Below are 24014 nucleotides of genomic sequence, written 5' to 3' on the forward strand. Positions count from 1 at the left end.
ATGTGGTCTTACGTGTCGAGTTCGTCGACGAGGGACGCGACGACGGCCCGCACGTCGCCTCCGGTGGCGGCGGCGACCTTGCGCTGACGCTGGTACGACGCGCCACGTCGCGGAATGTCGGCGACGCGGGCGAGTTCGTCGGCGCAGCCGAGGCGGACGGCGGTGGGGGCGAGTTGCTCGAGCAGGTCGTCGAGGTCGTCGGTGACGAGCCGTTCCCGGTTGTCGGCGCCGAGGATCACTTCGGCGTCGAGCCCGTACCGTGCTGCGCGCCATTTGTTTTCCTGTACGTGCCACGGCGGCATCGACGGCAGCGTCTCCCCGGCTTCGAGCCGGCGGTCGAGGTCGACGATCAGGCAGTGGACGAGGGCGACGAGGGCGCTCAGTTCGGTGCGGGTGGAGATGCCGTCGCACACCCGCACCTCGATGGTGCCCCAGCGGGGTGCGGGCCGGATGTCCCAGTGCAGACCGCCGAGGTTCTCGATGACGCCGGTGGTGAACTGGTCGTGGACGAAGCCTTCGAACTGGCTCCAGCCCTCGAACTGGAACGGCAGGCCGGCGGTGGGCAACTGTTGGAACATGAGTGCCCGGTTGCTGGCGTAGCCGGTGTCGACACCCGTCCACATCGGCGAGGATGCCGAAAGCGCAAGCAGGTGAGGATATTTCAGCAGGAGTGCGTTGATGATCGGGAACACTTTCTCCTTCGCGGAGACCCCGACGTGCACGTGCACCCCCCAGATGAGCATCTGCCGACCCCACCATTGGGTGCGTTCGATCAGTTCGTCGTAGTGCGGGGTGCGGGTGAGCAGCTGCGTCGACCACTGCGCGAACGGGTGCGTGCCCGCGCACATGAGGTCGACGCCGAGTGGGTTCGCGGCGCGCCGCACGAGCGCCGTCGTCTCGGCGAGGTCGTCGACGGCTTCACCGACGGTGTCGCAGATACCGGTGACGAATTCGACGGTGTTGCGCAGCAGTTCCTTGGTGACGCGGGGTTTCTCGGCGACGGCGTCGACGGCGTCGAAGACGGCCGCAGCGGTGTTGGAGAGGTCGCGGGTGGTCCGGTCGACCAGCGCGATCTCCCATTCCACACCGAGTGTCGGACGCGGTGAACCTGTGAAGGGGACGCCCACAGCCCGATCCAACCACAGCATCCGAGTGCCCGCAGGATGCTCGACGAGCCGGTATCCGAGTGCCCGCAGGATGCGCGGAAATGCCGGACGGCGGGGCCGTGGTGGCCCCGCCGTCGGGTGGTGCTGGGGGTGGTCAGCCCTTGATGACGCCGCAGGCGACGCGGGCGCCGGCGTCGCCGGTGGCCATGGTCTCCTGGTCGGGTGCGGGTGCGTAGCGGTTGGGGATGTTGCCGAAGTTGTCGGCGTTCGCGTGGATCATCAGCGCGGTGCCCTTGCCGCCGTTCTTCAGGTCCTGCAGGGTGAAGGCGTCGGTGGTGGTGACGAGGTAGCCCATGCCGTCTTCGCGCACTTCGAGGGAGGTGAGGTCGCCGCTGGCCGGGTGGCCGGTGTGGCCTTCGACCTGGAAGTGGCCGCCGGCGGACAGGAAGTTGCCGGGTTCGCCGCCGGTGGGTGCGACGGAGTTGGGCTCGCACTTGCCGACCGAGTGGATGTGCAGGCCGTGGAAGCCGGGCTCGAGGCCCTGCGCGTTGACGGTGACCTTGACGTGGTCGCCGGCCTCGGCGATGGTCGCGGTGCCGACCTGGCTGCCCTTGGCGTCCTTCAACTGCACCGACAGGGCCTCGCCGGTTGCTTCGGGGGAGCCGGCCTCGGTGTGCTCGTCCGTGGGGGCGGGGGCACCGGTCCACACCGGCGGGGTGGTGCCCGGGATGTCGCTGGGCTCCTCGTTGTTCGAGCACGCGGTCAGCCCCAGTGCCGCGATCGCGACCAACGGGGTCACGACGCGCCAGGACTTGCGACGAGTGAATTGCGAGGCCATCGAACCGCTCCTTCGAGGTGGTTGAAATCTGCCGACGATCATAACCAGCAGGTCCGGTCGGTCTACCCGGAGGTGACGATCACGATCACGCCGGGTGATGCGCTGGCGATCCCGGCGAACCGTGGTTCGGCCTTGACGCCCAGCTGCGCTGCGATGTCCTCGGCGGCCTGCTTCTCGGAGGCACTGTTGCCGTAGTAGACGGTGGTGTTCTGGATGAGTCCGTAGCTGTAGTTGCCGGTCTCGGAGACGTTCCAGCCGCTCGAGGTGAGGGTGTCCGCGGTCTGTGCGGCGAGACCGGAGACGGTGCTGTTGTTGAACACTCGGACGGGCACGGCCTTGTCGCCCGCCGTGGCGACCGCGGAGCTCGAGGCGGCCCCTGTGGTCGTGGTGGTTGCCGCTGCTGCCGTCGTGGACGACGGTGCGGCGGCACCGGTGGTGGTGGGCGCGGCGGTTGTCGTGGGGGCGACGGTGGTGGGTGCGGAGGTGGTGGTGGGTGCGGAGGTGGTGGTGGGTGCGGCGACCGGTTCCGGCTCGCCGGAATCCGAGCCGCCGAGGGAGGCGGCGCCCAGTCCGGCGAAGAGGATCGCGAGGGCGATCAGCACCATCGCGATCGCGCGCAGCGGGGGGCCCGACGACTCGGGGTTCGGGGTGCTCACGGGTCACGACCTTAATCGGCGCGTCCGACGGTTCCTTCGAGGAGGGGACGGCGGCCGGTGCTGGGGAACGGCGGAGGTGCTGACTCAGACGGGGCGCTCGAAGCCGAGGCGACGTGCGGCACGTGCCTTCTTCCGACTGTCCCGCAGCCGCTGCAGGCGTTTGACCAGCATGGGGTCGGCGGCGAGCGCCTCGGGGCGGTCGACGAGCGCGTTGAGGAGTTGGTAGTAGCGGGTGGCGGACAGCGAGAAGCGGTCCTTGATGGCCTCTTCCTTGGCGCCGGCGTACTTCCACCACTGACGTTCGAACGCGAGGATCTCGTGGTCCCGGCGGGTGAGGCCGTCTGTTTCGCGTTCGTCCCCCGACTCGTTGTCGGGTTGCTGCGGCTGGTTGCGCGCTGTTGCGCCGTCCATCTCACTCCTCGACTGCCGGACCCGGGAAATCCAGTATGTCCCGAAGACGAATTGCACCGTTGTTCTTGCTGGTCATTGAATCACGGGGGTCCGACGTCCGGCGGGACGCGACGCCGGTGTCGCGCCCATTATCCTTGACGACCATGGCCATTCTTCCGATCCGGATCGTCGGTGACCCCGTCCTGCACGAGCCGACCGAGCCCGTGACCGAGTCCCCCGCCGAGCTCGCGGAGCTGATCCGCGACATGTACGAGACGATGGACGCCGCGAACGGTGTCGGTCTGGCGGCGAACCAGGTGGGTGTCGCCAAGCGGCTGTTCGTGTACGACTGCCCCGACTACGAGGCCGGCAAGGACGCGTCGGGGAAGCCGGTGATGCGCCGCGGCTGCGTGGTCAATCCGGTGCTGGAGACGTCGGAGATCCCGGAGACCATGCCGGACGAGGACGATGTCGAGGGCTGCCTGTCGGTGCCCGGTGAGCAGTTCCCGACGGGCCGCGCCGACTGGGCGAAGGTGACCGGCACCGACGAGAACGGTGATCCGGTCGAGATCGAGGGTCGCGGGTTCTTCGCGCGGATGCTGCAGCACGAGACGGGGCATCTGGACGGCTTCCTGTACGTGGACGTGCTGATCGGCCGCAACAAGCGCGCGGCGAAGAAGACGATCAAGCGGGAGGGCTGGGGTGTGCCGAACCTGAGCTGGACGCCGGGCACGGTCGACGATCCGTTCGGCCACGACGACGAGGACGACGAAGACTGACGACGAGGACCGACGACGGGTAGCGACGGGATGACGACGCAGCCGACGCTCGGGGGCCGGGTGGTGGTGCGGTATCGCCTGCCGGCGGGGGCGTCGCATCCGTTGACCGATGTGATCGGCACGCTCGAGCAGCTCGAGCCGTCGGTGGTGGTGCGCACCGCCGACGGCCGGGTGGTGGAGATCGACCGTGACGCGGTGCTGCGGATGAAGGCGTTGGGTCCGCGGCCCGAGCACCGGGGTCCCGCCCGTCGGAGTGACTGACTAGTGTCTCGGATGTGCGACTCGCGACGTGGAATGTGAACTCGGTCCGTGCCCGTACCGACCGGATCGTGGACTGGTTGTCCCGCACCGGCACCGATGTGCTGGCGATGCAGGAAACCAAGTGCAAGGACGAGCAGTTCCCGTACGAGCGGTTCACCGAGGCCGGGTACGAGGTGGCGCACGTCGGCCTGAGCCAGTGGAACGGGGTGGCGATCGCGTCGCGGATCGGCCTCGAGGACGTGCAGGTGGGGTTCGCGGATCAGCCCGGTTTCCACAAGGATCCGGAGGTCGAGCAGGCGCGGGAGGCGCGGGCGATCGGGGCGACGGTCGGTGGGGTGCGGGTGTGGAGCCTGTACGTGCCGAACGGCCGGGAGCTCGCCGATCCGCACTACACGTACAAGCTGGAGTGGCTGGCGAAGCTGCGGGCGGATGCGCAGGGGTGGCTGGCGGCGGATCCGAACGCGCAGATCGCGCTGGTGGGCGACTGGAATGTGGCGCCGACGGACGAGGACGTGTGGGATCCGTCGTTCTTCGAGGGCAAGACGCACACGTCGCAGCCGGAGCGGGATGCGTTCGACGCGTTCGCGGCGGCGGGGTTCGCGGATGTGGTGCGTCCGCACGCGCCGGGTCCGGGGGTGTACACGTACTGGGACTACACGCAGTTGCGGTTCCCGAAGAAGCAGGGCATGCGGATCGACTATGTGTTGGGGTCGCCGGCGTTCGCGGATCGGGTGACGGCCGCGCACATCGATCGGGACGAGCGTAAGGGCAAGGGCGCGAGTGATCATGCGCCGGTGGTGGTGGATCTGGCCTGACGGTGGTCACCCGACCACGAGGAGGTCACCGCATTCGGGGTGCAGGCCCAGGTAGCGGACGACGTAGGTGCAGACGGGTCTGATGCGGACGCCTTCGCCGCGGGCCCGGTCGAGGACGGCGCCGACGAGGACCGCCGCCCAGCCGCAGCCGCCGCGATCTTCGTCGATCACGGTGTGCAGCAGTGTGAGCACGCCGCCTGCCGTGTCACGGCGGTAGCCGAGGAGGCCGACGAGGTCGTCGCCCACCCACAGCTCGTAGCGTTCGTGGTCCGGGTTGTCGACGACCCGCACGGCGTCGTCGGTGACCGGGTGTGCGGCACTGTGTGTCGTTCCGGTGTTCACGCGTCCCATGAAACAGGTGGACTCGCCGCGGCGGGTCCGTTTCGGTACGGGTGGGACGGTTCGTTGCCGATCCGCGACCTCGTGACGGGGGTCGTCAGTTGCGGGATGCGGCGGTGTCGTCGAGTGGCGCCATGAGGTCGCGGTATTCGGGGTGGGCGTCGACGAAGCGTTGCACGTACGTGCACACGGGGCGCACTCGCCAGCCGTAACCACGGGCACGGTCGAGGGCGTCGCGCACCATGACGGCCGCGAGTCCGCGGTGCCCGAAGTCTTCGACGACGACGGTGTGCATGAACGAGACGATCGGGGTGCCGGCGCCTGTGCCGCGTCGGCCGACGAGCGTGGTGTCGTAGTAGCCGACGATTCCCACCAGGTCCCCGTTGAGCCGCAGTTCGAAGCGGTTCTGGTCCGTGTTGTCGGTGACGTCGGCACGGGGCGTATCGGCGAACACGACACCTCCTCGAGGCACAGTCGATGCAGCAGTGTGATCCACATCACTATTTATACAGGCGTGACGTCGAACTGTCAGGCACTTGACCGAATCGGTCCGGCCCGAACCCCATACCTCGACCGTCCCGGCACCCACCAGCAGGGCGCCGGGACGGTCGAGGTCCGAACACGGTCACGGAGTGACATCGACTCCCGGCGAGAAGGTCAGCATGCCTGTCAGATTGGCGGTGCCGGCACCTGCCGGCGGGCACACACCGCCGCCGGTGGAATCGAAGTTGACGGTTCCGGAGTTCGAGGCGGTTACCGACGGCTTCGTGTACGGCAGCGGCCCGATGGTGCTCGCGCCCACCGTGATCGAGCAGCCACTGGACGGCACCGTGACCACCGCTCCACCTACGGGGATGATCAGAGAGCCCTGCGGGGATGCACCGTCGTTGTCGACCTTCAGCTTCCAGGTTCCGGCGGCGGCGACAGTTGCCGTCTGGCCGTTCAGCTTGCACCCCGACATGCTCACACTGGTGATGTCGATGTCGATCCCGCCCGTGGACGGGTTGACGTTGCCGGGTGCTGCCGGGGTGGTTCCGGTACCGGACACATTCGTGCAGCGCATGGTGTACCCCGGGGTGAGGATCCGGAGATCGTTGCTCGTCGCGGTGACCGGCGTGTTCGCGGGAGTGATCGTCGTCGACGCGGACACCGTCCCCGCAGCCACCAACGTCGCGGCGGCAGCGACAGCCAGAACCGCGCTACTACGATTGAAAACCTTCGGTGTCATCTACTTCTCCTTGCGGGAGGTGATGCAGAGCCCGTTCGAATGAACGGTCGAGGTGGAAAGATCTTGCCGGATCGGGGGTCGCCGTACTACGACAGTTCCCATCCCGCGGCGTTGTAGACGGAACTGGTGGTGGACAGGGAATTTCCCGAGCCGCCCGACGGCAGGCCCGCGCGCTTGTCGACCGCCCAGTTCAACGAGCCGAAGAGCCCACATCCGGTGGCTCCGGGCACCGCGAAGTCTGCAGCCTTGTGCGTCGCCTGAGGCCACACCCCGCCGGGTACTCCAGGGACGGTATCCGAAATCCATTCGGCCCCACCGTTGTCGATGAGACCGAGTGAGAGATTGATCGGATTCGAAGCAGAACCGATGTAGCAGTTGTTCCCCAGGAGCGGATTGGAGAGCTTGAGTCGCACCGGCAACTGCACTGCGAGGTTGTAGGGATCGACGTCGGGTAGCGCGACAGCCTCGACGGTTGCCTGGATAGCGGTGGGTCCGAAATCCTCGGCCGATGCAGCACCGAATGCGCCGCCGGGGACAGTGATCGGGTTGGCATACACGCCGAACGTGCCGTCGTCGGCGGCCGGAACGAAGACCTGCTCTCCCGTCACGCCACCGGCGATCATCAGACTGCCGTCCGGGATCGCAACGTTCAGACCGCCGACTCGCATCGTCCCGTCCCGGATGATCACCGTCATGCACGTTCCCAGATCGGTGACGGGGTCGTAGACCTTGTCGAGCTGACAGGTGTCCCAATTCGCGAACTCGTACTTCGCTCCGGACACCGGGGCCGCGGCGCCGGCCACACCTCCTCCGGCCAGAGCCATAGTTGCTACCGCACCCAAGATCGCGGAGCGAGTCAGAGCCATTTCATGTAGAACCCCCATTCGGATACTCGCTCCGGCGGGCGCGATTCGAGCAGAGCTCGACGTTCCCTGTGGAACGAACTTCTCAGGAAGAGCACCTGTTCCATATGCGCTGCAACTCGTGCACCATCAATGACGGCGGGCAAGTCGGGTGCGCTGCTGGCGCCTGTCGGGAACGAGCGGGGTTGTGCTCGTTCCCGATCTCCCCCGAGATCCCCCCATTCTGAACCGAACCTGTTGCCGGCCCGGCTGTATGCGCGTAACAGATAGTTACACAGGAGCCGGCCACGCGTGATGTTTTCACGAAACCCATACGGGGGGCTTCGATCCACTACCCCACCCGGACTAACGTCCAGAAAATGCTGCTTCCCTGAAGCATTCGGCATGTCGAACAGAGTCCACGTCACGGTTCCGACGTGAACCGCTTCACGCATTCATGGAGGAACTCGTTGGTGCACAACATCATCGACCTCACTTCTGCCCACACTCACCGTTTCCGTACCGGTGACGGAAGACTGCCCCGGCCCGAGCCCTCCAGGTAGCGCAGCTCAAAGTTGTACTGCGGTAAAAACTTCGGAACACGGTGCGGGTTCTCGTCGATCTTCCCGAAACCGGTACGAGGCAGAACTGTGTGTGTGACTATCTGTTACGCGCTCGAAGCCGGACCGACACGGCCTCCGACTCGGGGCAGGGGACTCGGGCAGTCGCAACCAGGTTCGATCGAACCTCCTGGCCGAGTCGACATCCATATGGGGGTACTACATGCGAAAGAACACCACCCGCTCCGCCATGCTGGCGGCCGTCGCCGCTCTGGCCCTGGTCGGCGGCGGTGTCGCGAACGCTGCCGGCTCTGCCGACAGCAGCACCGGCAGCAGCGGAAGCCTCTCCGGTTCCGAAGGCAGCAGCGGATCCACGACCGGCTCGTCGGCTGAACCTGGCACTCCGTACAAGTTCGAGAACTGGGACACCTGTCAGCTCGACAAGGTCTACGACCCCGTCACCGACCTGGGAACGTGCATGACGGTGATCATCCGGGACGGCAACATGCGCATCGGCAACCTCGACGTCGCGATCCCGGACGGCAGTCTGATGATCGCCGGTGGCGTGACGGGAGAGCAGGTCTTCGTTCCGGCCGCCGACGACGGCACGTTCGGCGTGTATGCCAACCCGATCACTGTCCCCGGCGGCGCATTCGGTGCTGCATCGGCCGAGGATTTCGGACCCACCGCTATCCAGGCAACCGTCGAGGCTGTCGCGCTACCCGACGTCGATCCCTACAACCTCGCAGTGCAGTTGCCGGTGCGACTCAAGCTCTCCAATCCACTCCTGGGGAACAACTGCTACATCGGCTCCGCCGCCACCCCGATCAACCTGTCCCTCGCACTCGTGGACAGTGCCGGGCCGGCCGAATGGATCTCGACCAACGGACCCGATGTGCCCGGTGGAGTCTGGCCCCAGGCACCCCACACCGCCACCGACTTCGCCGTCCCCGGCGCCACCGGTTGCGGACCGCTCGGCTCGCTGAACTGGGCTGTCAACCTGCGGGCGGGCTTGCCTTCCGCTGGTGCCGGTAATTCCTTGTCCACCACCAGCGCCGTCTACAACGCGGCAGGCTGGGAGTTGCTCGAACCCTGACCCGTCCGTGTCGTCCGACCCACTACCGACATCGTCCCGGTACCCGAATCATGCTGGTACCGGGACGATGTCGTGTCGTGGTCACACTCCGAACGGTTCCGCGTACCGCACGGTGCCGGCCGGCACGTCGGTGTCGCCGAAGGCGAGGGCCATGAGGGCGTCGTCGGGCACGTCGAACCCGACCCGGACGCCGTGGGTGGAGGCGCGGGTGAACCCGAACCGCGGGTAGTAGTCGGGATGCCCGAGCACGATCACGCTCGACTCCCCTGCCGCGGCCGCCGCATCCAGCACCGCCCGCGTCACCGCCGCCCCCAGGCCCCGGTTCTGGTACTCGGGTAGCACCGACACCGGCGCCAACGCCAGCGACTCCACCCCGTCCACGTGACAGCGGGTGCACAGCGCGTGCGCGACCACCGTCCCGGCGTCGGGGCCCTCGTCCACAACCGCCACCCAGGACAGGCCGTCGATCCAGGCCGGATCGGACCGCAACGCGTCCACCAGGTCGGCCTCGTCCGGTTCGGGGAACGCGGCGAGCACCACGGCCCGCACCTGCCCGGTGTCGTCGGGGCGTTCGGGGCGCACATGGAATCCGGGCACTACAGAGGTCATCGCCCCAGCATGACGGCACCCCGGAGTGGGGGCAATCGGTTTTCCGCCCCTGGGTAGGCTCGGGCGCGTGGACTACCTGCCCTTGACGCCGACCGGCCAGACCCCGATCCGCGCCCTCACCATCGCCGGCACCGACTCCGGCGGCGGCGCGGGCATCCAGGCCGATTCGCGCACCATGGCGATGCTCGGGGTGCACGCATGCGTCGCGGTTGCCGCCGTCACCGTGCAGAACTCGGTGGGCGTCAGTGGTTTTCACGAGATTCCGCCCGAGACGGTGGCCGCACAGGTGCGTTGCGTCGTCGACGACATCGGGGTCTCGGCCGCCAAGACCGGCATGCTCGCGTCCACCGCGATCATCGAGGCGGTCGCCGGGGTGTGCCGCGAGGTCGGCATCGGGCGTGACGGCACGATCCCGCTCGTCGTGGACCCGGTGTGCGCGTCGATGCACGGCGATCCGCTGCTGCACGAGGAAGCCCTCGACGCCGTCCGGAACACCCTCATCCCCATCGCGTCGCTCGTGACGCCGAATCTCGACGAGGTGCGACTCATCACCGGTATCGAGGTGGTCGACGACGCCACCGCCCGCCGCGCCGCCGAGGCCCTGCACACGCTCGGCGCGCAGTGGTCCCTCGTCAAGGGCGGGCATCTGCGGACGTCGGAGGCGTCGACCGATCTGCTGTTCGACGGCGACACGTTCCACGAGTTCACCAGCCCGCGGATCGACACCGGTAACGATCACGGCGGCGGCGACACCCTCGCGGCGTCCGTCGCGTGCGCGCTCGCCCACGGCTATTCGATGCCCGACGCCGTCGCGTTCGGCAAGGACTGGGTCACGCGGTGCCTCGCGGCGTCGTACGACCTGGGTGCCGGTCACGGCCCCGTCTCCCCGCTGTGGCGGCTCGACCCCACGAGTTTCCCTGTGTGAGTCGTCGGTACGAGAGATCAGTACGAGAAATCACGGAAGGTCATCACGAAACCGACCGCGACGACCGCGACCGTGAGGATGTAGACGGTGACGCGCAGCCAGACGGGGCCGACGTAGCTGACGGCCGCCGAGGCGGCCAGGGCGGCGACGATCATCAGCACCCCGTAGAAGGGGGTGCGCTGCGGATGCTCGCCTGCATGCATGACTCCAGTATGCGCCGCGGGCGGTTGCTGTGGCATCGGTCGAGAGCAGATCGCAACAACCGCCCTCAGTGAGGGGCGGGACGCTGCGGGGCCGGATGCACCACGAACACCGGTAGATCGGTCGGAACACCACGTTGCGGACCCGCGAGGAGCCCCCGCCGGTACCGCTTGGCGGTAAACCCCAGTTCGGCGAGCCGGTCGGCGCCGATCGCATCGTGTGTGTTCCCGGAGACGACGACGTTGCCGTTGCCGCCGAGCTCCATCATGCGGGCGGCGACGTTGACGTCCACCCCGAACCAGTCCGCCCCCACGGCCTGCGGGGCACCGGTGTGCAGTCCGACGCGCATCCGCGGCCGATACCCCTCGCATTCGAGGGTCGCCAGCGCCGCGCGGGCCGCGAACACCGCCTCGACCGCCCGGTCCGGGTGGTCGAACACCACCATCAACCCGTCGCCGAGTCGTTTGACGACGCTGCCGCCGCGCTCGACCATCGGCGGCTCGATCGTGGCCGCGACGTCGCGCAGCAACGCCAGGGTGGGGCCGTCACCCACCTGCAGCGACCAGCTCGAGAACCCCACCAGGTCGGTGAACACGATGGTGACCTCGCCGTTCGCGGGGCTGCCCCACGTCTTCTCGAGCATCACCTGCAGCACCTGCAACGCCGCCATGCTCACCTCACGGGACGCCCCCGGACCGGTGTCGATCAGGCGGGCCGCGGCGCGGGCACCACCGGGTCCGGTGGTCGACAGCGGATCACCGAACGACGGATCACCCGGCAGCGCCCGGCGCAGCCGGCGGACGGCGTCGACCAGAGACGGCAACCGGTCGGTGTCGCGTACCCACTTCGCTACCGAGCCGGTGACCTTGACGGGATCCCGCTGGTCCTCGTTCACGGCGGCCAGAGTAATCCTGACCGGCCCGATGCGCAGAAATACCTGGTACCGCTGGTACCACCGGCGTCTATTTCGGTGTCTCGGCGCGGGCCGTGGCCCGTGCGTCCCCCGCGTCCGGCACCCCGTTCGGTCCGTCGATCGACTGCGCGTACTGCCCGATGCCGTAGGCGATCGCCCGCACGTTCGCCTCGAGCGCCGCCCGGTCGACGGCGTCCAGGGTGTCGCGAACGGTGTGATAGTTCGGGTCGAACATCGTGTCCGCCTCGCCACCCCACTTGCGGGCCTGGGCTGCGGTCTTCGTCTCGTCGGCTCCTGTGAACAGGCCGCCCGCCGGAATGCCGGCGGCGATGAACGGGCCGTAGTCGGAGCGGCCGTCGAAGTCGGTGCCGTCCGGGGAGATGCCGGACTGCAGCAGGATCGCCTCGAACGCGCGCTCGATACCCGCCGACCCGTCGGGGCCCGGTCCCTCCCCCACCGCATCGGAATCGTCGCCGTCGTACACGAAGTAGCCGGCGTTGTGGGAGCCGACCATGTCGAAGTTCAGATACAGCGCGATGTCGGCGCGGGCCGCGTCGTCCAGACCCGCCACGTACGCCTCGGAGCCGACGAGCCCCACCTCCTCGGCACCCCAGAACGCGAACCGCACCGCGTTCGTGGCCTCCGGCGACACCCCGAGCGCCCGCGCCGACGCGAGCAGCGCCGCCACCCCGGAACCGTTGTCGTCGACGCCGGGCCCGTCCGGCACCGAATCCAGGTGGGCGCCCGCCATCACGACGTTGCCGTCGTCCCCGGTCCGGGTCTGCGCGATCACGTTGCGGGACACCGCCGATTCCGTCGTGGTGTCCAGAACGAGGGTGACGTCGACGGTGTCCGGTGCACCGCGCAGTGCCGCGCCGTCGGTCTTCGTGACGGCGGCGGACGGGATACGGGCGTCGTCGCGTCCGCCGAGAGTGCCGCCGATGAGGTCCTCGTCGACGTTGTCGGCGACGAGGATCGCCGCCGCCCCGCGATCCGCGGCCACCTGCTGTTTCCGTGTGAACGGGCAGCCGCCACGGTCGGCGAGTACGACGGCACCGGCCACGTCGAGGCCGTCGTAGCCGCCCGCGTCGCAGCCGGACGCCTCCCCCGGCGGCACCGGCACCAGCCGCGCGGTCAGGCCGCCCGGCGGGGTGGACGGCGAGTACCCGAGTGCCGTCACCGGCACGTCGCGGCCGGCCACCCGCAACTGCTCGGTGTGCACGGTGAACGTGTCGACCGTGAACTCCGGTGTGTCCACATCGAATCCGGCGTCCTCGAGCTGCCCGACGACATAGTCGACGCTCGCGTCGTAGCCGGGTGTCCCGACGGCCCGGTTGCCGTCGTGCTCGTCCGCGATGCGCTGCAACTGCTCCAGATCACCGAACGCCGCGCCGAGGTCGACGGCCGCGGCCAGGCCGGGCCCGTCCACGGGCGCGTCGACGCCGTCGGGGTCGCTGCACCCGGTCACCAGCCCGGTCACCAGCAGCAACCCGAGGATGCCTGCCGCCACGGTGCGCATGCCGCGACGGTACCGGACGACGAAGCGCCCGACCGGAAATCGATTCCGGCCGGGCGCTTCGTGGCTCAGTCGTGTCCTCAGGCGTCGCGCTTGTTCACGACGACGAGGGACGCACCGAAGACGATCGCGACGAACACCGCGAAGTAGAGCAGCCCGCCCCACGGCCCCCAGTGGAAGCTGCCGTTCCCGCTGCCGCTGAGGAAGTGGGACGCATTGTTGAACGGCCCGAACTCGACGAAGTAGTGGCCCACCTTGGGGATGAGGGTGCCCATGCTCTCGAGGACGAGCGGCCACAACAGCAGCAGCGCGATGGCGCCGGCCGACTGGCGCAGCAGCGTACCGACCCCGACCGCGAGGACCGCCAGGAGCGCGTAGTAGATCGGGATGCCGAACAGTTCGCGGAGGCTGTCGCCGTCCGACAGCGACAGCGACAGGCCGGACATGGCCTGCGCGACCAGGAACGACAGCAACGCGATGACGAGGCCGAGCACCGCGGCGACGACGGCGAGCAGCAGGGCCTTGCCGCCGATGACGCGGGTGCGGTCGGGGATCGCCTGGAACGTGGTGCGGATGACCCCGAACCGGTATTCGGTGGTGACGGCCAGCGCCGCCATGATCATGATCAGCATCGACCCGAACTGGGCGGCACCGAGTTGGGTGAAGGCGACCGAGAACTCGCCCATCGAGTCGTCGCCGTCCCGCAGCATCGCCTTGAACGCGACACCCATGATCGCCGCGAAGCCGACACTGACGGCTACCGCGATGAGGCTGCACCAGATCGGCGACTTGGTGGATGTGAGCTTGATGCGCTCGGCATTCAACACGCTCATCGGAGCGCACCTCCCTGGGTCTGCGGAACAGTCTGCGCGTGGTACTGGACGTCGTCGCCGGTGAGCTTCATGAAGGCCTCCTCGAGCGAACCGCGCTGCGACGACAGTTCGTGCAGCACGATGCCGTTGGCGCCGGCGAGTGTGCCGACGTCCTCGGTGCGCGCCCCGGACACCAGCAGCGCCGGCTGGTGGTCGGTACCCGCATCGACCCGGACCGTGAGACCCTGCCCGGCGAGAAGCCCCTGCAGTGCCTCGAGTTGCGGGCTGCGCACCCGCACCGACGATTCGGAGGCCCGCTCGACGAAGTCCCGGACGCTGGTGTCCGCGATGAGGCGGCCACGGCCGATCACGACGAGATGTTCTGCGGTGAGCGACATCTCGGACAGCAGATGGCTCGATACGAGGACGGTGCGCCCCTCCGCGGCGAGGCTCTGCATGAACGTGCGGATCCACACGATGCCCTCGGGGTCGAGACCGTTGACGGGCTCGTCGAACAGCAGCACCTTCGGGTCGCCGAGCAGCGCACCGGCCAGACCGAGTCGCTGCGACATGCCGAGCGAGAATCCGCCGGCCTTCTTTCCGGCCACCTCGGTGAGCCCGACCAGACGCAGCACCTCGTCGACCCGTGACTTGGGCAGCGAGTTCGCGGCGGCCATCCACTGCAGGTGCGCCTTCGCCGACCGGTTGGGGTGCACCCACTTGGCGTCGAGCAGCGCGCCCACAGTGCGCAACGGCTGCTTCAACCGGTGGTAGGGCACACCCCCGATCGTTGCGGTACCCGACGTCGGCGCGTCGAGACCGAGGATCATCCGCATGGTCGTCGATTTGCCGGCACCGTTCGGGCCGAGGAAGCCGGTGACGATACCCGGCTTCACGGAGAACGTGAGATCGTCCACCGCTTTCGTCGACCCGTAGGTCTTCGTCAGTCCCCTCACTTCAATCATGGGGACCACTCTGCCCGAAACATCCCCTCCCGCGCATCGGACCACGGTCGATTCCAGGGTCATCCCCGAGGATGACCCGACCCTGACCCCGACCCCGAGACTCCTCGGGGTCGGGGCGGTCCCGGACCCGGGACGGGTCAGACGCGGATCATGCCGTCCGGCATCGTCACATCGGTGAGGTCGGCGCCGGAGACGTCGGCGGTCTCGAGCACCGCGCCGGTCAGATCGGCGTGCGCGAGGTACGCCCCCGAAAGTCTGGCCCCGGTGAGATCGGCGTCCTCGAGATGCACCCCGGTCATGTACGCCCCGGACAGGTCGGCGCCCGCCAGGTTGGCGCGCGCCATGTACGTCGACGTCAGGAACGACAGCGTCAGGACCGCGCCGGTGAGGATCGCATTGGTCAGGTACGCGTTGGTGAAGTCGGCGTCCGCGGCGACCGCCCCGGTGAGGTTGGCACCCGTCAGGTTCGCACCGCCGAGTTCCGCGGACCGCAGGTCCGCCCCCGACAGATCGATGCCCGCCATGTTGGCGCCCGTCAGGTTCGCACCGGCGAGATCCGCACCGGACAGGTTCAGCCCGTGCAGATCCGGTGCGTCGGGCAATTCGTCCCGCCGGGCGTTCCACGCCACGACATCCGAGCGCAGCAGGTCGAGGAGATCGGTACTCAACGTCGTCATGGCAGGCCCTCCCGGCACTGGAACCAACGGAGCAGACGCTTCCGAGCCTAACCCGAAAACCGCGAAACCGCGCCGACCCTGCGAGTTCGGCGCGGTTTCGCGGGTCGGCTCACATCGGGGACGACGCCTGCGCCCAGAACCGCTTGGGGATGCGTCCGGCCCGGCGGGCCTCGTGGCCGGCGACGACGGCGGAGCGCATCGCCGACGCCATGAGCGCCGGATCCTTCGCCCGGGTGACGGCGGTCGCGAGCAGGACCGCGTCGCACCCGAGTTCCATCGCCAGGGTGGCGTCGCTCGCGGTGCCGATCCCGGCGTCGAGGATCACCGGGACGTTCGCGGCCTCGACGATCATCTCGATGTGGTGCGGGTTGGAGATGCCCAGGCCGGTGCCGATCGGCGAGCCGAGCGGCATGACGGCGGCGCAGCCGACGTCCTCGAGGCGCTTCGCGAGGACGGGGTCGTCGGTGGTGTAGGGCAGCACGACGAACCCGTCGTCCACCAACTGTTCTGCGGCGCTGACCAGTTCGATGGCGTCGGGCAGCAGGGTGCGCTCGTCGGCGATGACCTCGAGTTTCACCCAGTCGGTTTCGAGGGCCTCGCGGCCGAGTTGCGCGGTGAGCACGGCCTCGGCGGCGCCGCGGCAGCCCGCGGTGTTGGGCAGCGGTGCGATGTCGAGGCGGCGCAGCAGGTCGATCACGCCGGTACCACCGGCCGCGTCGATGCGGCGCATCGCGACGGTGGTCAGTTCGGTACCGGACGCGACGAGCGCTTCCTCGAGGACCGCGAGGTTCGCGGCGCCACCGGTGCCCATGATCAGTCGGGAGCCGAACACCCGTCCGGCGATCGTCAACTTGTCCATGTCAGCCACCCTGCACCGCCGTGAGGATCTCGATTTCCCAACCGCGGCCGACGTTCTCGTTCCAGCGTCCACGCGGGAACACCGCCCCGTCGACGGCGACGGCGATACCGCGCTGCGGCAGGTCCAGTTTCTCCAGCAGATCCGTCACGGTCAGCGGACCGTCGAATTCCCGGTCCTCGCCGTTGACGGTGATCCCGATCAGCTCACTCATTCCAACCTCGCTCATGCCATCATCACACGTGAAAAACGTTCGGGGGAAGCAGCTTCCGCCTCCTGCAGAGGCGCGCCGTCCAGGATCGCGACCACCGCGTCGGCGGTCAGCGGTGTCATGAGGACACCGTTGCGGCCGTGCCCGGTCGCGAGGACCACCCGATCGGACGCCCGGCCGACGATCGGCAGGTTGTCCGGGCTCATCGGCCGCAGACCGGCTTTCGCCTCGTACAGCTCGTACTCACCGATCGCGGGCATCAGCGCCTCGGCGTCGGCGATGAGGTCGCGCACCCCGGCGACCGTGACCTGGGTGTCGTAGCCGTGTTCGTATTGTGTTGCGCCGACGACGATTCCGTCGGCCCGTGGCACGAGGTACGACGGCCGCCCGTGCACAGTACCGCGGATGGTGCGGCTCGGTGCGGGGGTGACGCCGGGGCGGGCACGCAGCCGCAGGATCTCCCCCTTGACGGGGCGCACCGGTAGTCCCGGCCACAGCTGCGCGGCGTGCGATCCGGCGGCGAGTACCACCTGGTCGGTGGTGAGCTCGTCGAGGTCGGTGACCGAACGTTCGACCAGTTCGACGCCCGCTTCGACGGCCGCGGTCCGCAGCGCCTGCACGAGCAGCCGGTTGTCGACGGCCTGTTCGGTGGGGGCGTGCAGCGCCAGCCGGATGCCCCGTCCCAGCGACGGTTCGAGTTCCCGGATCTGCGCCCGGTTCAGCACCGCCAGCTCGTGGCCCTGCGCAGCCGCGAATTCGGCGATCGTGTGCAGGTCGGCGGCGTCGGCGGCGTCGAGTGCGACGGTCAGCGAATCGTCGGACGTGAACAGCCGTACGCCGGCGATGCGTTCGAGTTCGCCGCCGAAGTCGGGCCACCGCTGCAGCGACGCCGCCCCGAACGCGAGCGCGGCCTCCTCACCGGGCCAGCCCTCGGACAGGGGGGCGAGCATGCCGCCGGCCACCCACGACGCGCCCGAACCGATTGCGGGGTCGTACAGGGTCACCGTCCACCCACGGCCCGCAGCCCGCCACGCGACGGACAGGCCGACGACACCGCCGCCGACGACGGAAAGGGTTCGAGTCACTGTTTCCACCTCACTCCCTGCGCCGGCATGATCCGGATCAGGTATGACGGTCGGGACCGGCAGGTCCCCTCTCAGCCCCGCGCACCGATATCTGCGCTCCTGGGACTCCCGTGTTGATTCGTCCGCGGTAAAGACTACCGTTCGACGTGTGGAAGCCTCCGACACACACTTCACCCCGCGGGAACGCCTCTCCGGCGCTCGCCTGTACCTGTGCACCGATGCCCGCCGCGACACCGGCGACCTGGCGCAGTTCGTCGACGCCGCCCTCGCCGGCGGTGTCGACATCGTCCAGCTCCGGGACAAGGGGTCGGCGGGCGAACGCGAGTTCGGCCCGCTCGACGTGAAGGAAGAGCTGGCGGCGCTCGCGGTGATCGGGGCGGCGACCCGTCGGCACGGTGCGCTGCTCGCGGTCAACGACCGCGCCGACATCGCGCTCGCGGCGGGCGCCGACGTCCTGCATCTGGGGCAGAACGATCTGCCGGTGCACTATGCGCGGCGAATCGTCGGCCCCGACGTGGTGATCGGCCGGTCCACCAACAATCGGGCGCAGGCGAGCCTGGCGGCGATCGAGGACGACGTCGACTACTTCTGCACCGGCCCGGTGTGGGCGACGCCCACCAAGCCGGGGCGGACGGCGTCGGGCCTGGACCTGGTGCGCAGCACCGCCGACGCGGAGCCGACCCGGCCGTGGTTCGCAATCGGCGGCGTCGACGAGGAGCGGCTGCCGGAGGTACTGGCGGCGGGCGCGTCCCGCATCGTCGTGGTGCGGGCGATCACCGCCGCGGACGATCCGGAGGCCGCCGCGCGGGCGCTGTCGGACGCCCTGCGCGGCTGACCTTCGGGTCAGCAGTCTCCGGTGATGCCCTTGTCGACGGCCTTCTCGATGAGGTCGCGGCTCTCGGCGGGCATGTCCTCCCACGTCGCGGTGGAGGGGTCGAGGGTCGGCTGGCCGACGGCCTCGGCCTGCTGGTTGTAGGCGGCCACCCACACGCCCGAGTTGGACTTGAGTTCGCCGAGGAACTCGTCGCCCTTCGCGGCCCGGTCGAAGGACTCGCCCGCGGTCTCCGCCTGCTGCTCCGACACGTCGAGGTAGGTCAGGACCTGCGTGCACATGGCCGAGACGGCGGTGTCGAGGAGGTCGTCGCCGGTCGATTCGGCGGCGGCGGGCCGGTCGGCGGACGTGGTGGCGGGGTCGGCGGCCTCCTCGCTGTTGCTGCATCCGGTGAGGACGAGCACGGCGGCGGGGACGACGGCGATCAGGTGGCGCATCTTCATGCCGGACATGGTGACAGGCCGTCCGAGTCAGGCGTCCGACGGGTACCTACCGACCGGTGTTCTCCCCCGGAAGGCGATCGCGGCGGTCCCGATCAGGATCGCGACGTAGAGCAGCGGGTAGACGTTGACGAAGATCTTGGTGAACGTCCACCACGGGGGGTACAGGAACAGGCCCACCACGACGACGTGCTCGTCCCACCGGTAGGGCCAGGCTCCGGCGGCGAGGTAGACGACGAGCGCCGCCGCCCACCAGCGGGGATTGTTCGCGGCGCGGTGCACGATCCACACCAGCAGCGGTACCAGCCACACCCAGTGGTGGCTCCACGAGAACGGTGACACGGCGGCCGCGGTGAGGCCGGCGAGAGTCACCGCGAGGAGTCGTTCCCCGCGGGCGTGCAGCCGCACCACGATCCACATGCTGACGGCGACGACGACGGCCGAGCACACCAGCCACAGCAGCACGGGGGCGTCCCGGCCCAGCACGTGGGCGATGGCTCCGCGGATCGACTGGTTCGACGGGTGCGTGTCCGGGGCGATGCGGGTGGATTCGAAGAACGTCTTCGTCCAGTACTGGCGGGAATCGTCCGGCAGCAGCAGCCAGCTCACCCCGACCGTCGCCGCGATCGTGACGACGGCGACGGCGGCGGCCCGCCATCGACGCAGGACGAGGTAGTAGAGGACGAAGTAGGCGGGCGTCAGTTTGATGCCGGCGGCGATACCGATTCCGACGCCCTTGAGCCGGCTGTGGTCGCCGCGGGAGACGTCCCACAGCACGAGCGCCAACAGCACCAGGTTGATCTGCCCGTAGAACAGGGTGGTGCGGACGGGTTCGAGGAACGTGCACGCGAGTGCCAGCAGCCCGGAGGTGGCCACCGTCGCCCCGGTGACCCGTTCACCGAGCATCCGCCGGCACGCCACCACGATCACGGCCAGCAGCGCCAGGTTCGCGGCCATCCAGATGTACTTGTCCGAGTCGAGGGGCAGCAACCCGAACGGCAGGAACACCAGCGTCGAGAACGGGGTGTACGTGTAGAGCAGGCCGTAGACGACGGGCTGGGTGTACAGCGGCAGATCCGCCATGACGTGCCGGGCACCGTCGCGGTAGACGTCCAGATCGGTGCCGCCGGCGAAGATTCCGATCTGCGGTGCCCACGGCGACACGGTCGTGAACACGAGCACCACCGACACGATCGCCCACAGGGCGAGGACGACGGTGTGACCGACGCGGCGTGGCGTCGGCCGGTCGTCGGTCGTCCCGGACTGCAACGAACCCTCGAACAACCTCGGCCCCCTCGTCGATCTGCCCGACCAGACTAGGCAACGATCCGTCGCCGCGGCGGCGCGGGTACCACGGAGTGAGATCCACCGTGCGCCGCAACACGTCCGGACGCCGACCTCCCCGGCGACGGGGGCTTCGCTCACTACACTCGCCCCGAACGGACCGTCCCACCTGCACATCCGGTGCGGCACACCACGGAGGACCGACCATGATTCGTTTTCTCGTCCGCGCCGCGATCTTCCTGGGCTCCGCCGCGCTCGGCATCCTCGCAGCGGTCATGCTGCTGCCCGAGGTGTCGGTGAGCATCAGCGGATTCCTCACGGCCGTCGTCCTGTTCGCGGTCGCGCAGAGTCTGCTGTCGCCGTTCATCACGAAGGTCGCGGCCCGCAACGCGCCGGCGTTCCTCGGTGGGATCGGTCTCGTCACCACGTTCGTGGCGTTGCTGATCGCGTCGGTGTTCGGGGGGCTGTCGATCTCCGGGTGGCGTACGTGGGTCCTCGCGACGATCGTCGTGTGGCTGGTGACCGCGCTGGCCACGGTGCTGCTCCCGCTGGTGTTCGTGCGCGACAAGGTCGCCGAGCACCGTGACGGCGGCGACAAGAAGGCCGCCGCCTGAGAGTGCTCAGCCGAGCCACTCCCGCACCGTCGACGGTGTCAGGGTCAGCGTCGGCACCGGTCCCGGGACGCGGACACCGGCGGCGATCCCGGTACCGCGCGCCTGCGCCTCCCGGATCACCTCGATCCGCGGCAGCCAGCAGAAGCCGCCGCCGGGCAGTTCGACGGTGCGCGGCAGTGCCTGCGCGAACCGGTCCAGCAGCTCGGCGGTCCCGGCGTCGAGCAGCACCTGCACCTCGCACGTGCGCAGCCCCGGCCAGGCGTCCGCGAATCCCGGATGCAGCGGCAGGTCCGTCACCTCGGCTTCCCGGACCCATCGCAGTTCGGTGCTCTCCCCATTCGGGACGAGCGACAGGATCTTCTCGGAGTCGGCGACGACGGTCGTGTACGTCCACCCGCCCGCGACGACCGAGGTGACCCGCTCGGCCCGCACCCGGATCGCGTCGACATCGATACCGGTCTCCTCCTGGGCCTCGCGGACCGCGGCGTGGACCGTCGTCTCGTGGCTGTCGCGGGCCCCGCCGGGCAACGCCCACGTGCCGCCCTGATGACTCCACTCGGCCCGGTGCTGCAGCAGGACGGCCGCCGATCCGTCCGGCAGCGGAGCCCGCAGCAGCAGGCCCGCCGCACCGTGCCGGCCCCAATGCCGAACCCCGTCGGGCGTCGTCGCCCAGCCGTCTCCGTCACCGCGCATGGAGTGCCTCTCACCTGCCTGTCCTCGAGCCTCGTGTCACCCTCACGTGCTCCCAGGATGCCACTCGAGTATTCCTCGCGGCATCTGTGAAACGGCGGAGCAACACGACGACGCGACCTATATGCTCGGCACCAGTCGAGCGCCGAACCGAGGATGAGAGCGTGGTAGTTCCGGATCGGGTCCACGCGCTGCGGAGTTTCGTGCCGGTGCGCCCCCGTCAGATGTCGACCCGGGACCTGCTGCGGGCCACCCCCACCCGCCTGCTCGCCGCCGGGATCGTCCTGCTCGTCGCGACGATCGCCGCGGGACTGATCTCGTCGAACATCGCCGACCAGCGCAAGCAGGATCTGGACCGGCTGTTGTCGACGACCGAGCCGCTGGCCCGTTCGTCACAGAACCTGTACGCGTCGCTGTCGGTCGCCGACGCCGCGGCCGCCACCGCGTTCCTGTCCGACGGCGCCGTCTCCGGCGCGGCCCGGGACCGGTACGCGCAGGCGATCGGCACCGCGTCCGCGGAACTGGTCGCGACGTCCGACGTGCTCGGCGGCGACGACGAGGGCCGCCGACTCCTCACCACGATCGCCACGACGCTGCCCACGTACACCGGACTGGTGGAGACCGCCCACACCAACAGCCGGGTCGGCAACCCGGTCGGCGGCGCCTATCTGGCGGAGGCGTCGTCGCTGATGCAGCGGAAGATCCTGCCGGCCGCCCAGGCCCTGCACGCCGAGCGGTCGGCGGCCGCCCGCGCCCCGCAGGCCGGTTTCGGACATCCGCCCTGGACGGCGATCGGTGCACTGGTGGCATTGCTGGCAGCACTCGTGGCGACCCAGGTGGCGATGGCCCGACGCACCCGGCGCACACTCAACGCGGGGCTGCTGTTCACGACGGTGGCGTTGTCGGCGCTGCTGGTGTGGGTGCTCGGAGTCGGGCTCGTCTCGGCGGTGGCGGCGCACCGCGCGGTCCGGGAAGGTTCCGATCCACTCGCCACCCTGTCCGAGGCGCGACTGCTCGCCCAGCAGGCGCGGGCCCAGGAGAACCTCCAACTGGTGCGGCGGGAGGAGAACACCGAGCACGCGGCCCGCTTCCGGGAGGACACCGACCGCCTGCGCAGTCTGCTGCACGACTATCCGCACGAGGTCGGCTCCGACGAGGCCGCCGCCGCGGCGCAGGCGCTCGACGGGTGGACGGCATCGCATCAGCGGGTGACCGACGCGCTGCAGGCCGGGGACGTGGCGACGGCCACCGGCACGATGGTCGGCACCGGCACCGACTCGTCGGCGACACATTTCGAGGCCGTCGACGACGCCCTGTCCGCAGGTTCCGCCCGGGCCCGCACAGAACTGCGCGACGACGTCGGCTACGCGTCGACGGTGCTGTCGGCACTGGGTCCGGGCGCGGTGACGATCACACTGGTCGGCGCGATCGGGATACCGCTCGGGCTGTGGCCTCGACTGCGGGAGTACCAGTGACCGGGCGAGCGGGCGGGCGTCGGCTCGGACGGGTCGCGGCCGGGGCGGCCGTCCTCGCCGCGGTGGTCACAGTCGGTGGCTGCGCCGAACCTCCGGGGCCGTCGATCACGCCGCCGTCGGCCGCGTACTACATGCCGCCGCAACCGGAGGGGGTGACGGTCGTACCGCCGATGTCGCCGGCCACACCTCCCGTCGACTGCCGCGATCCCCTCGCGAGCCTGCGCCCGTTCCCGGCCGGGGAGACCCCGCACGGGCCCACGCTCGACGCGATCCGGGAGCGGGGCCGGCTCGTCGTGGGCATCGACACCGGCAGCAATCTCACGAGTTTCCGGTCGCCGGTCACGGGCACACTCGAGGGGTTCGACGTCGACATCGCCCGCGAGATCGCCCGCGATCTCCTCGGCAGCCCCGACGCGGTCGATTTCCGGATCCTGCCGTACACCGACCGTGAGCAGGCGTTGACCGACGGCGTCGTCGACATCGTCGCGAAGACCCTGTCGATCACGTGCGAACGACGTGAGCGTATCGACTTCTCGAGCGTGTACTACGTTGCCCACCAACGGATTCTAACAGAAGAAGACAACTCGATCGACAGTGTCGCCGACCTTCCGGGCAAGCGGGTGTGCGCCGGGGCCGGCACCACGTCGCTCGACCGGATCCGCACCCTGCAACCGGATGCGGTGGTCGTCTCGGCGCCGATGTGGTCGGACTGCCTGGTGCTGTTGCAGCAACGTCAGGTGGAGGCGATCAGCACCGACGACACCCTGCTCGCCGGGCTGGCCATGCAGGACCCGCACACCCACGTCGTCGGGGAATCCCTGGGTACCGAGCAGTACGGCATCGGTGTCGCCCGGGATCGGGACGATCTGGTGCGGGCCGTCAACGGGACCCTGGAACGGATCCGCCGGGACGGCACGTGGGAACGCAGCTACGAGCGGTGGCTCACGGCGCTGGGTCCGATGCCCGCGCCGCCGGCCGCGACGTACCGGGACTGAGGGG

The 24014-nt window shown here is 69.3% G+C and carries 30 protein-coding genes and 1 riboswitch; of the genes, 9 read left to right on the plus strand and 21 right to left on the minus strand.

The window, feature by feature from the left end; translation table 11 throughout:
* Positions 1-8: 8 nt before the first annotated feature.
* From Q5696_RS17885 to napA, 4 genes are all read right to left on the minus strand, one after another.
* Entirely contained in the window at positions 9-1127 is a 1119-nt protein-coding gene (locus Q5696_RS17885; RefSeq protein WP_305092596.1) for a glutamate--cysteine ligase, read from the minus strand.
* 133 nt (positions 1128-1260) lie between these two features.
* Positions 1261-1944 carry a superoxide dismutase[Cu-Zn] gene (gene sodC, locus Q5696_RS17890; RefSeq protein WP_305092597.1) on the minus strand — a complete coding sequence of 228 codons (684 nt, stop codon included), beginning with the start codon at positions 1942-1944 and terminating at the stop codon, positions 1261-1263.
* A gap of 62 nt (positions 1945-2006) precedes the next feature.
* A complete protein-coding gene (locus Q5696_RS17895; RefSeq protein ID WP_305092598.1) occupies positions 2007-2600 on the minus strand; it encodes a LytR C-terminal domain-containing protein in 594 nt (197 codons plus the stop codon).
* Between the two features lie 84 nt (positions 2601-2684).
* Positions 2685-3011: a nucleoid-associated protein NapA gene (napA, locus tag Q5696_RS17900; protein ID WP_305092599.1), complete on the minus strand. Its 327-nt coding sequence runs from the start codon at positions 3009-3011 to the stop codon at positions 2685-2687.
* 143 nt (positions 3012-3154) lie between these two features.
* Between napA and Q5696_RS17905 the strand changes: the two genes are divergently transcribed.
* Genes Q5696_RS17905 through Q5696_RS17915 form a run of 3 tightly spaced genes read left to right on the plus strand, consistent with a single transcriptional unit; the run spans position 3155 to position 4845 of the window.
* On the plus strand, positions 3155-3769 hold the full coding sequence (locus Q5696_RS17905) for a peptide deformylase (protein WP_305092600.1): 615 nt from the start codon (positions 3155-3157) through the stop codon (positions 3767-3769).
* A gap of 30 nt (positions 3770-3799) precedes the next feature.
* Positions 3800-4030: a putative acetyltransferase gene (locus Q5696_RS17910; RefSeq protein ID WP_305092601.1), complete on the plus strand. Its 231-nt coding sequence runs from the start codon at positions 3800-3802 to the stop codon at positions 4028-4030.
* 14 nt (positions 4031-4044) lie between these two features.
* On the plus strand, positions 4045-4845 hold the full coding sequence (locus tag Q5696_RS17915; protein ID WP_305092602.1) for an exodeoxyribonuclease III: 801 nt from the start codon (positions 4045-4047) through the stop codon (positions 4843-4845).
* A gap of 6 nt (positions 4846-4851) precedes the next feature.
* Here Q5696_RS17915 and Q5696_RS17920 read toward each other — a convergent pair whose 3' ends face one another.
* The 4 genes from Q5696_RS17920 to Q5696_RS17935 all read right to left on the minus strand — a co-directional run bounded on the left by Q5696_RS17920 (position 4852) and on the right by Q5696_RS17935 (position 7236).
* Positions 4852-5196: a GNAT family N-acetyltransferase gene (locus tag Q5696_RS17920; protein WP_305092603.1), complete on the minus strand. Its 345-nt coding sequence runs from the start codon at positions 5194-5196 to the stop codon at positions 4852-4854.
* Positions 5197-5281: 85 nt separating this feature from the next.
* Complete coding sequence (locus tag Q5696_RS17925) at positions 5282-5638, minus strand: GNAT family N-acetyltransferase (RefSeq protein WP_305092604.1); 357 nt, start codon at positions 5636-5638, stop codon at positions 5282-5284.
* Between the two features lie 171 nt (positions 5639-5809).
* On the minus strand, positions 5810-6412 hold the full coding sequence (locus Q5696_RS17930; RefSeq protein ID WP_305092605.1) for a hypothetical protein: 603 nt from the start codon (positions 6410-6412) through the stop codon (positions 5810-5812).
* A gap of 86 nt (positions 6413-6498) precedes the next feature.
* Positions 6499-7236 carry a hypothetical protein gene (locus tag Q5696_RS17935; RefSeq protein ID WP_305092606.1) on the minus strand — a complete coding sequence of 246 codons (738 nt, stop codon included), beginning with the start codon at positions 7234-7236 and terminating at the stop codon, positions 6499-6501.
* A gap of 801 nt (positions 7237-8037) precedes the next feature.
* Here Q5696_RS17935 and Q5696_RS17940 point away from each other — a divergent pair.
* On the plus strand, positions 8038-8910 hold the full coding sequence (locus Q5696_RS17940; protein WP_305092607.1) for a hypothetical protein: 873 nt from the start codon (positions 8038-8040) through the stop codon (positions 8908-8910).
* An 81-nt stretch (positions 8911-8991) separates the two neighbouring features.
* Here the strand turns inward: Q5696_RS17940 and Q5696_RS17945 are convergent, their stop codons facing one another.
* Entirely contained in the window at positions 8992-9519 is a 528-nt protein-coding gene (locus tag Q5696_RS17945) for a GNAT family N-acetyltransferase (protein WP_305092608.1), read from the minus strand.
* 67 nt (positions 9520-9586) lie between these two features.
* Between Q5696_RS17945 and thiD the strand changes: the two genes are divergently transcribed.
* The gene (thiD, locus tag Q5696_RS17950) at positions 9587-10444 is read left to right on the plus strand and encodes a bifunctional hydroxymethylpyrimidine kinase/phosphomethylpyrimidine kinase (protein ID WP_305092609.1); all 858 of its coding nucleotides are present in this window, start codon (positions 9587-9589) and stop codon (positions 10442-10444) included.
* Between the two features lie 17 nt (positions 10445-10461).
* Here the strand turns inward: thiD and Q5696_RS17955 are convergent, their stop codons facing one another.
* The 9 genes from Q5696_RS17955 to thiO all read right to left on the minus strand — a co-directional run bounded on the left by Q5696_RS17955 (position 10462) and on the right by thiO (position 17689).
* The gene (locus Q5696_RS17955; RefSeq protein ID WP_305092610.1) at positions 10462-10647 is read right to left on the minus strand and encodes a hypothetical protein; all 186 of its coding nucleotides are present in this window, start codon (positions 10645-10647) and stop codon (positions 10462-10464) included.
* A gap of 65 nt (positions 10648-10712) precedes the next feature.
* Positions 10713-11540, minus strand: coding sequence for an adenylate/guanylate cyclase domain-containing protein (locus Q5696_RS17960; protein ID WP_514131057.1), 828 nt, complete (start codon positions 11538-11540; stop codon positions 10713-10715).
* A 67-nt stretch (positions 11541-11607) separates the two neighbouring features.
* Positions 11608-13077, minus strand: a complete 1470-nt coding sequence (locus tag Q5696_RS17965) for a M20/M25/M40 family metallo-hydrolase (RefSeq protein WP_305092611.1) — start codon at positions 13075-13077, stop codon at positions 11608-11610.
* 77 nt (positions 13078-13154) lie between these two features.
* Positions 13155-13907 (minus strand): ABC transporter permease, encoded by a 753-nt coding sequence (locus Q5696_RS17970; protein ID WP_305092612.1) that lies wholly within the window; start codon positions 13905-13907, stop codon positions 13155-13157.
* Positions 13904-14851 carry an ABC transporter ATP-binding protein gene (locus Q5696_RS17975; RefSeq protein ID WP_305092613.1) on the minus strand — a complete coding sequence of 316 codons (948 nt, stop codon included), beginning with the start codon at positions 14849-14851 and terminating at the stop codon, positions 13904-13906. The genes Q5696_RS17970 and Q5696_RS17975 overlap by 4 nt, the downstream gene beginning before the upstream one ends.
* A 137-nt stretch (positions 14852-14988) precedes the next feature.
* Positions 14989-15528 carry a pentapeptide repeat-containing protein gene (locus tag Q5696_RS17980; RefSeq protein ID WP_305092614.1) on the minus strand — a complete coding sequence of 180 codons (540 nt, stop codon included), beginning with the start codon at positions 15526-15528 and terminating at the stop codon, positions 14989-14991.
* Between the two features lie 109 nt (positions 15529-15637).
* Positions 15638-16387 (minus strand): thiazole synthase, encoded by a 750-nt coding sequence (locus tag Q5696_RS17985; protein WP_305092615.1) that lies wholly within the window; start codon positions 16385-16387, stop codon positions 15638-15640.
* A gap of 1 nt (position 16388) precedes the next feature.
* Positions 16389-16613, minus strand: coding sequence for a sulfur carrier protein ThiS (thiS, locus tag Q5696_RS17990; RefSeq protein ID WP_305092616.1), 225 nt, complete (start codon positions 16611-16613; stop codon positions 16389-16391).
* Positions 16610-17689, minus strand: a complete 1080-nt coding sequence (thiO, locus tag Q5696_RS17995; RefSeq protein WP_305092617.1) for a glycine oxidase ThiO — start codon at positions 17687-17689, stop codon at positions 16610-16612. Before thiO ends, thiS begins: the two co-directional genes overlap by 4 nt.
* A riboswitch (TPP riboswitch) is annotated at positions 17678-17802 on the minus strand. Its footprint overlaps the gene before it by 12 nt.
* A 26-nt stretch (positions 17803-17828) precedes the next feature.
* Here thiO and thiE point away from each other — a divergent pair.
* On the plus strand, positions 17829-18515 hold the full coding sequence (gene thiE, locus Q5696_RS18000) for a thiamine phosphate synthase (protein WP_305092618.1): 687 nt from the start codon (positions 17829-17831) through the stop codon (positions 18513-18515).
* Between the two features lie 8 nt (positions 18516-18523).
* Here thiE and Q5696_RS18005 read toward each other — a convergent pair whose 3' ends face one another.
* Together Q5696_RS18005 and Q5696_RS18010 are read right to left on the minus strand one after the other, a co-directional pair.
* A complete protein-coding gene (locus tag Q5696_RS18005; RefSeq protein ID WP_305092619.1) occupies positions 18524-18955 on the minus strand; it encodes a hypothetical protein in 432 nt (143 codons plus the stop codon).
* Positions 18956-18982: 27 nt separating this feature from the next.
* Positions 18983-20236, minus strand: coding sequence for a glycosyltransferase 87 family protein (locus Q5696_RS18010; RefSeq protein WP_305092620.1), 1254 nt, complete (start codon positions 20234-20236; stop codon positions 18983-18985).
* 206 nt (positions 20237-20442) lie between these two features.
* On the opposite strand from Q5696_RS18010, the gene Q5696_RS18015 reads away from it, so the two are divergent.
* The gene (locus Q5696_RS18015; protein WP_305092621.1) at positions 20443-20850 is read left to right on the plus strand and encodes a phage holin family protein; all 408 of its coding nucleotides are present in this window, start codon (positions 20443-20445) and stop codon (positions 20848-20850) included.
* Between the two features lie 6 nt (positions 20851-20856).
* Here the strand turns inward: Q5696_RS18015 and Q5696_RS18020 are convergent, their stop codons facing one another.
* The gene (locus Q5696_RS18020) at positions 20857-21543 is read right to left on the minus strand and encodes an NUDIX hydrolase (protein WP_305092622.1); all 687 of its coding nucleotides are present in this window, start codon (positions 21541-21543) and stop codon (positions 20857-20859) included.
* A gap of 161 nt (positions 21544-21704) precedes the next feature.
* On the opposite strand from Q5696_RS18020, the gene Q5696_RS18025 reads away from it, so the two are divergent.
* Positions 21705-23015: a GlnX family signal transduction membrane protein gene (locus Q5696_RS18025; RefSeq protein ID WP_305092623.1), complete on the plus strand. Its 1311-nt coding sequence runs from the start codon at positions 21705-21707 to the stop codon at positions 23013-23015.
* A complete protein-coding gene (locus Q5696_RS18030; RefSeq protein ID WP_305092624.1) occupies positions 23012-24010 on the plus strand; it encodes a glutamate ABC transporter substrate-binding protein in 999 nt (332 codons plus the stop codon). Before Q5696_RS18025 ends, Q5696_RS18030 begins: the two co-directional genes overlap by 4 nt.
* Positions 24011-24014 lie beyond the last annotated feature (4 nt).

Source organism: Prescottella sp. R16 (assembly GCF_030656875.1).
Lineage (GTDB): Bacteria > Actinomycetota > Actinomycetes > Mycobacteriales > Mycobacteriaceae > Prescottella.

Bases quoted from the DNA above. Each gene is read 5' to 3' on its own strand.
- Q5696_RS17985 (WP_305092615.1), bottom strand. From the start codon at position 16,387: ATGGACAAGTTGACGATCGCCGGACGGGTGTTCGGCTCCCGACTGATC.
- Q5696_RS17930 (WP_305092605.1), bottom strand. From the start codon at position 6,412: ATGACACCGAAGGTTTTCAATCGTAGTAGCGCGGTTCTGGCTGTCGCT.
- Q5696_RS17935 (WP_305092606.1), bottom strand. From the start codon at position 7,236: ATGGCTCTGGCCGGAGGAGGTGTGGCCGGCGCCGCGGCCCCGGTGTCC.
- Q5696_RS17920 (WP_305092603.1), bottom strand. From the start codon at position 5,196: ATGGGACGCGTGAACACCGGAACGACACACAGTGCCGCACACCCGGTC.
- Q5696_RS17955 (WP_305092610.1), bottom strand. From the start codon at position 10,647: ATGCATGCAGGCGAGCATCCGCAGCGCACCCCCTTCTACGGGGTGCTG.
- Q5696_RS18015 (WP_305092621.1), top strand. From the start codon at position 20,443: ATGATTCGTTTTCTCGTCCGCGCCGCGATCTTCCTGGGCTCCGCCGCG.
- Q5696_RS18005 (WP_305092619.1), bottom strand. From the start codon at position 18,955: ATGAAGATGCGCCACCTGATCGCCGTCGTCCCCGCCGCCGTGCTCGTC.
- napA (WP_305092599.1), bottom strand. From the start codon at position 3,011: ATGGACGGCGCAACAGCGCGCAACCAGCCGCAGCAACCCGACAACGAG.
- Q5696_RS17905 (WP_305092600.1), top strand. From the start codon at position 3,155: ATGGCCATTCTTCCGATCCGGATCGTCGGTGACCCCGTCCTGCACGAG.
- Q5696_RS17965 (WP_305092611.1), bottom strand. From the start codon at position 13,077: ATGCGCACCGTGGCGGCAGGCATCCTCGGGTTGCTGCTGGTGACCGGG.
- thiS (WP_305092616.1), bottom strand. From the start codon at position 16,613: ATGAGCGAGGTTGGAATGAGTGAGCTGATCGGGATCACCGTCAACGGC.
- Q5696_RS17945 (WP_305092608.1), bottom strand. From the start codon at position 9,519: ATGACCTCTGTAGTGCCCGGATTCCATGTGCGCCCCGAACGCCCCGAC.
- Q5696_RS17980 (WP_305092614.1), bottom strand. From the start codon at position 15,528: ATGACGACGTTGAGTACCGATCTCCTCGACCTGCTGCGCTCGGATGTC.
- sodC (WP_305092597.1), bottom strand. From the start codon at position 1,944: ATGGCCTCGCAATTCACTCGTCGCAAGTCCTGGCGCGTCGTGACCCCG.
- Q5696_RS17970 (WP_305092612.1), bottom strand. From the start codon at position 13,907: ATGAGCGTGTTGAATGCCGAGCGCATCAAGCTCACATCCACCAAGTCG.
- Q5696_RS17975 (WP_305092613.1), bottom strand. From the start codon at position 14,851: ATGATTGAAGTGAGGGGACTGACGAAGACCTACGGGTCGACGAAAGCG.
- Q5696_RS17940 (WP_305092607.1), top strand. From the start codon at position 8,038: ATGCGAAAGAACACCACCCGCTCCGCCATGCTGGCGGCCGTCGCCGCT.
- Q5696_RS17910 (WP_305092601.1), top strand. From the start codon at position 3,800: ATGACGACGCAGCCGACGCTCGGGGGCCGGGTGGTGGTGCGGTATCGC.
- Q5696_RS18020 (WP_305092622.1), bottom strand. From the start codon at position 21,543: ATGCGCGGTGACGGAGACGGCTGGGCGACGACGCCCGACGGGGTTCGG.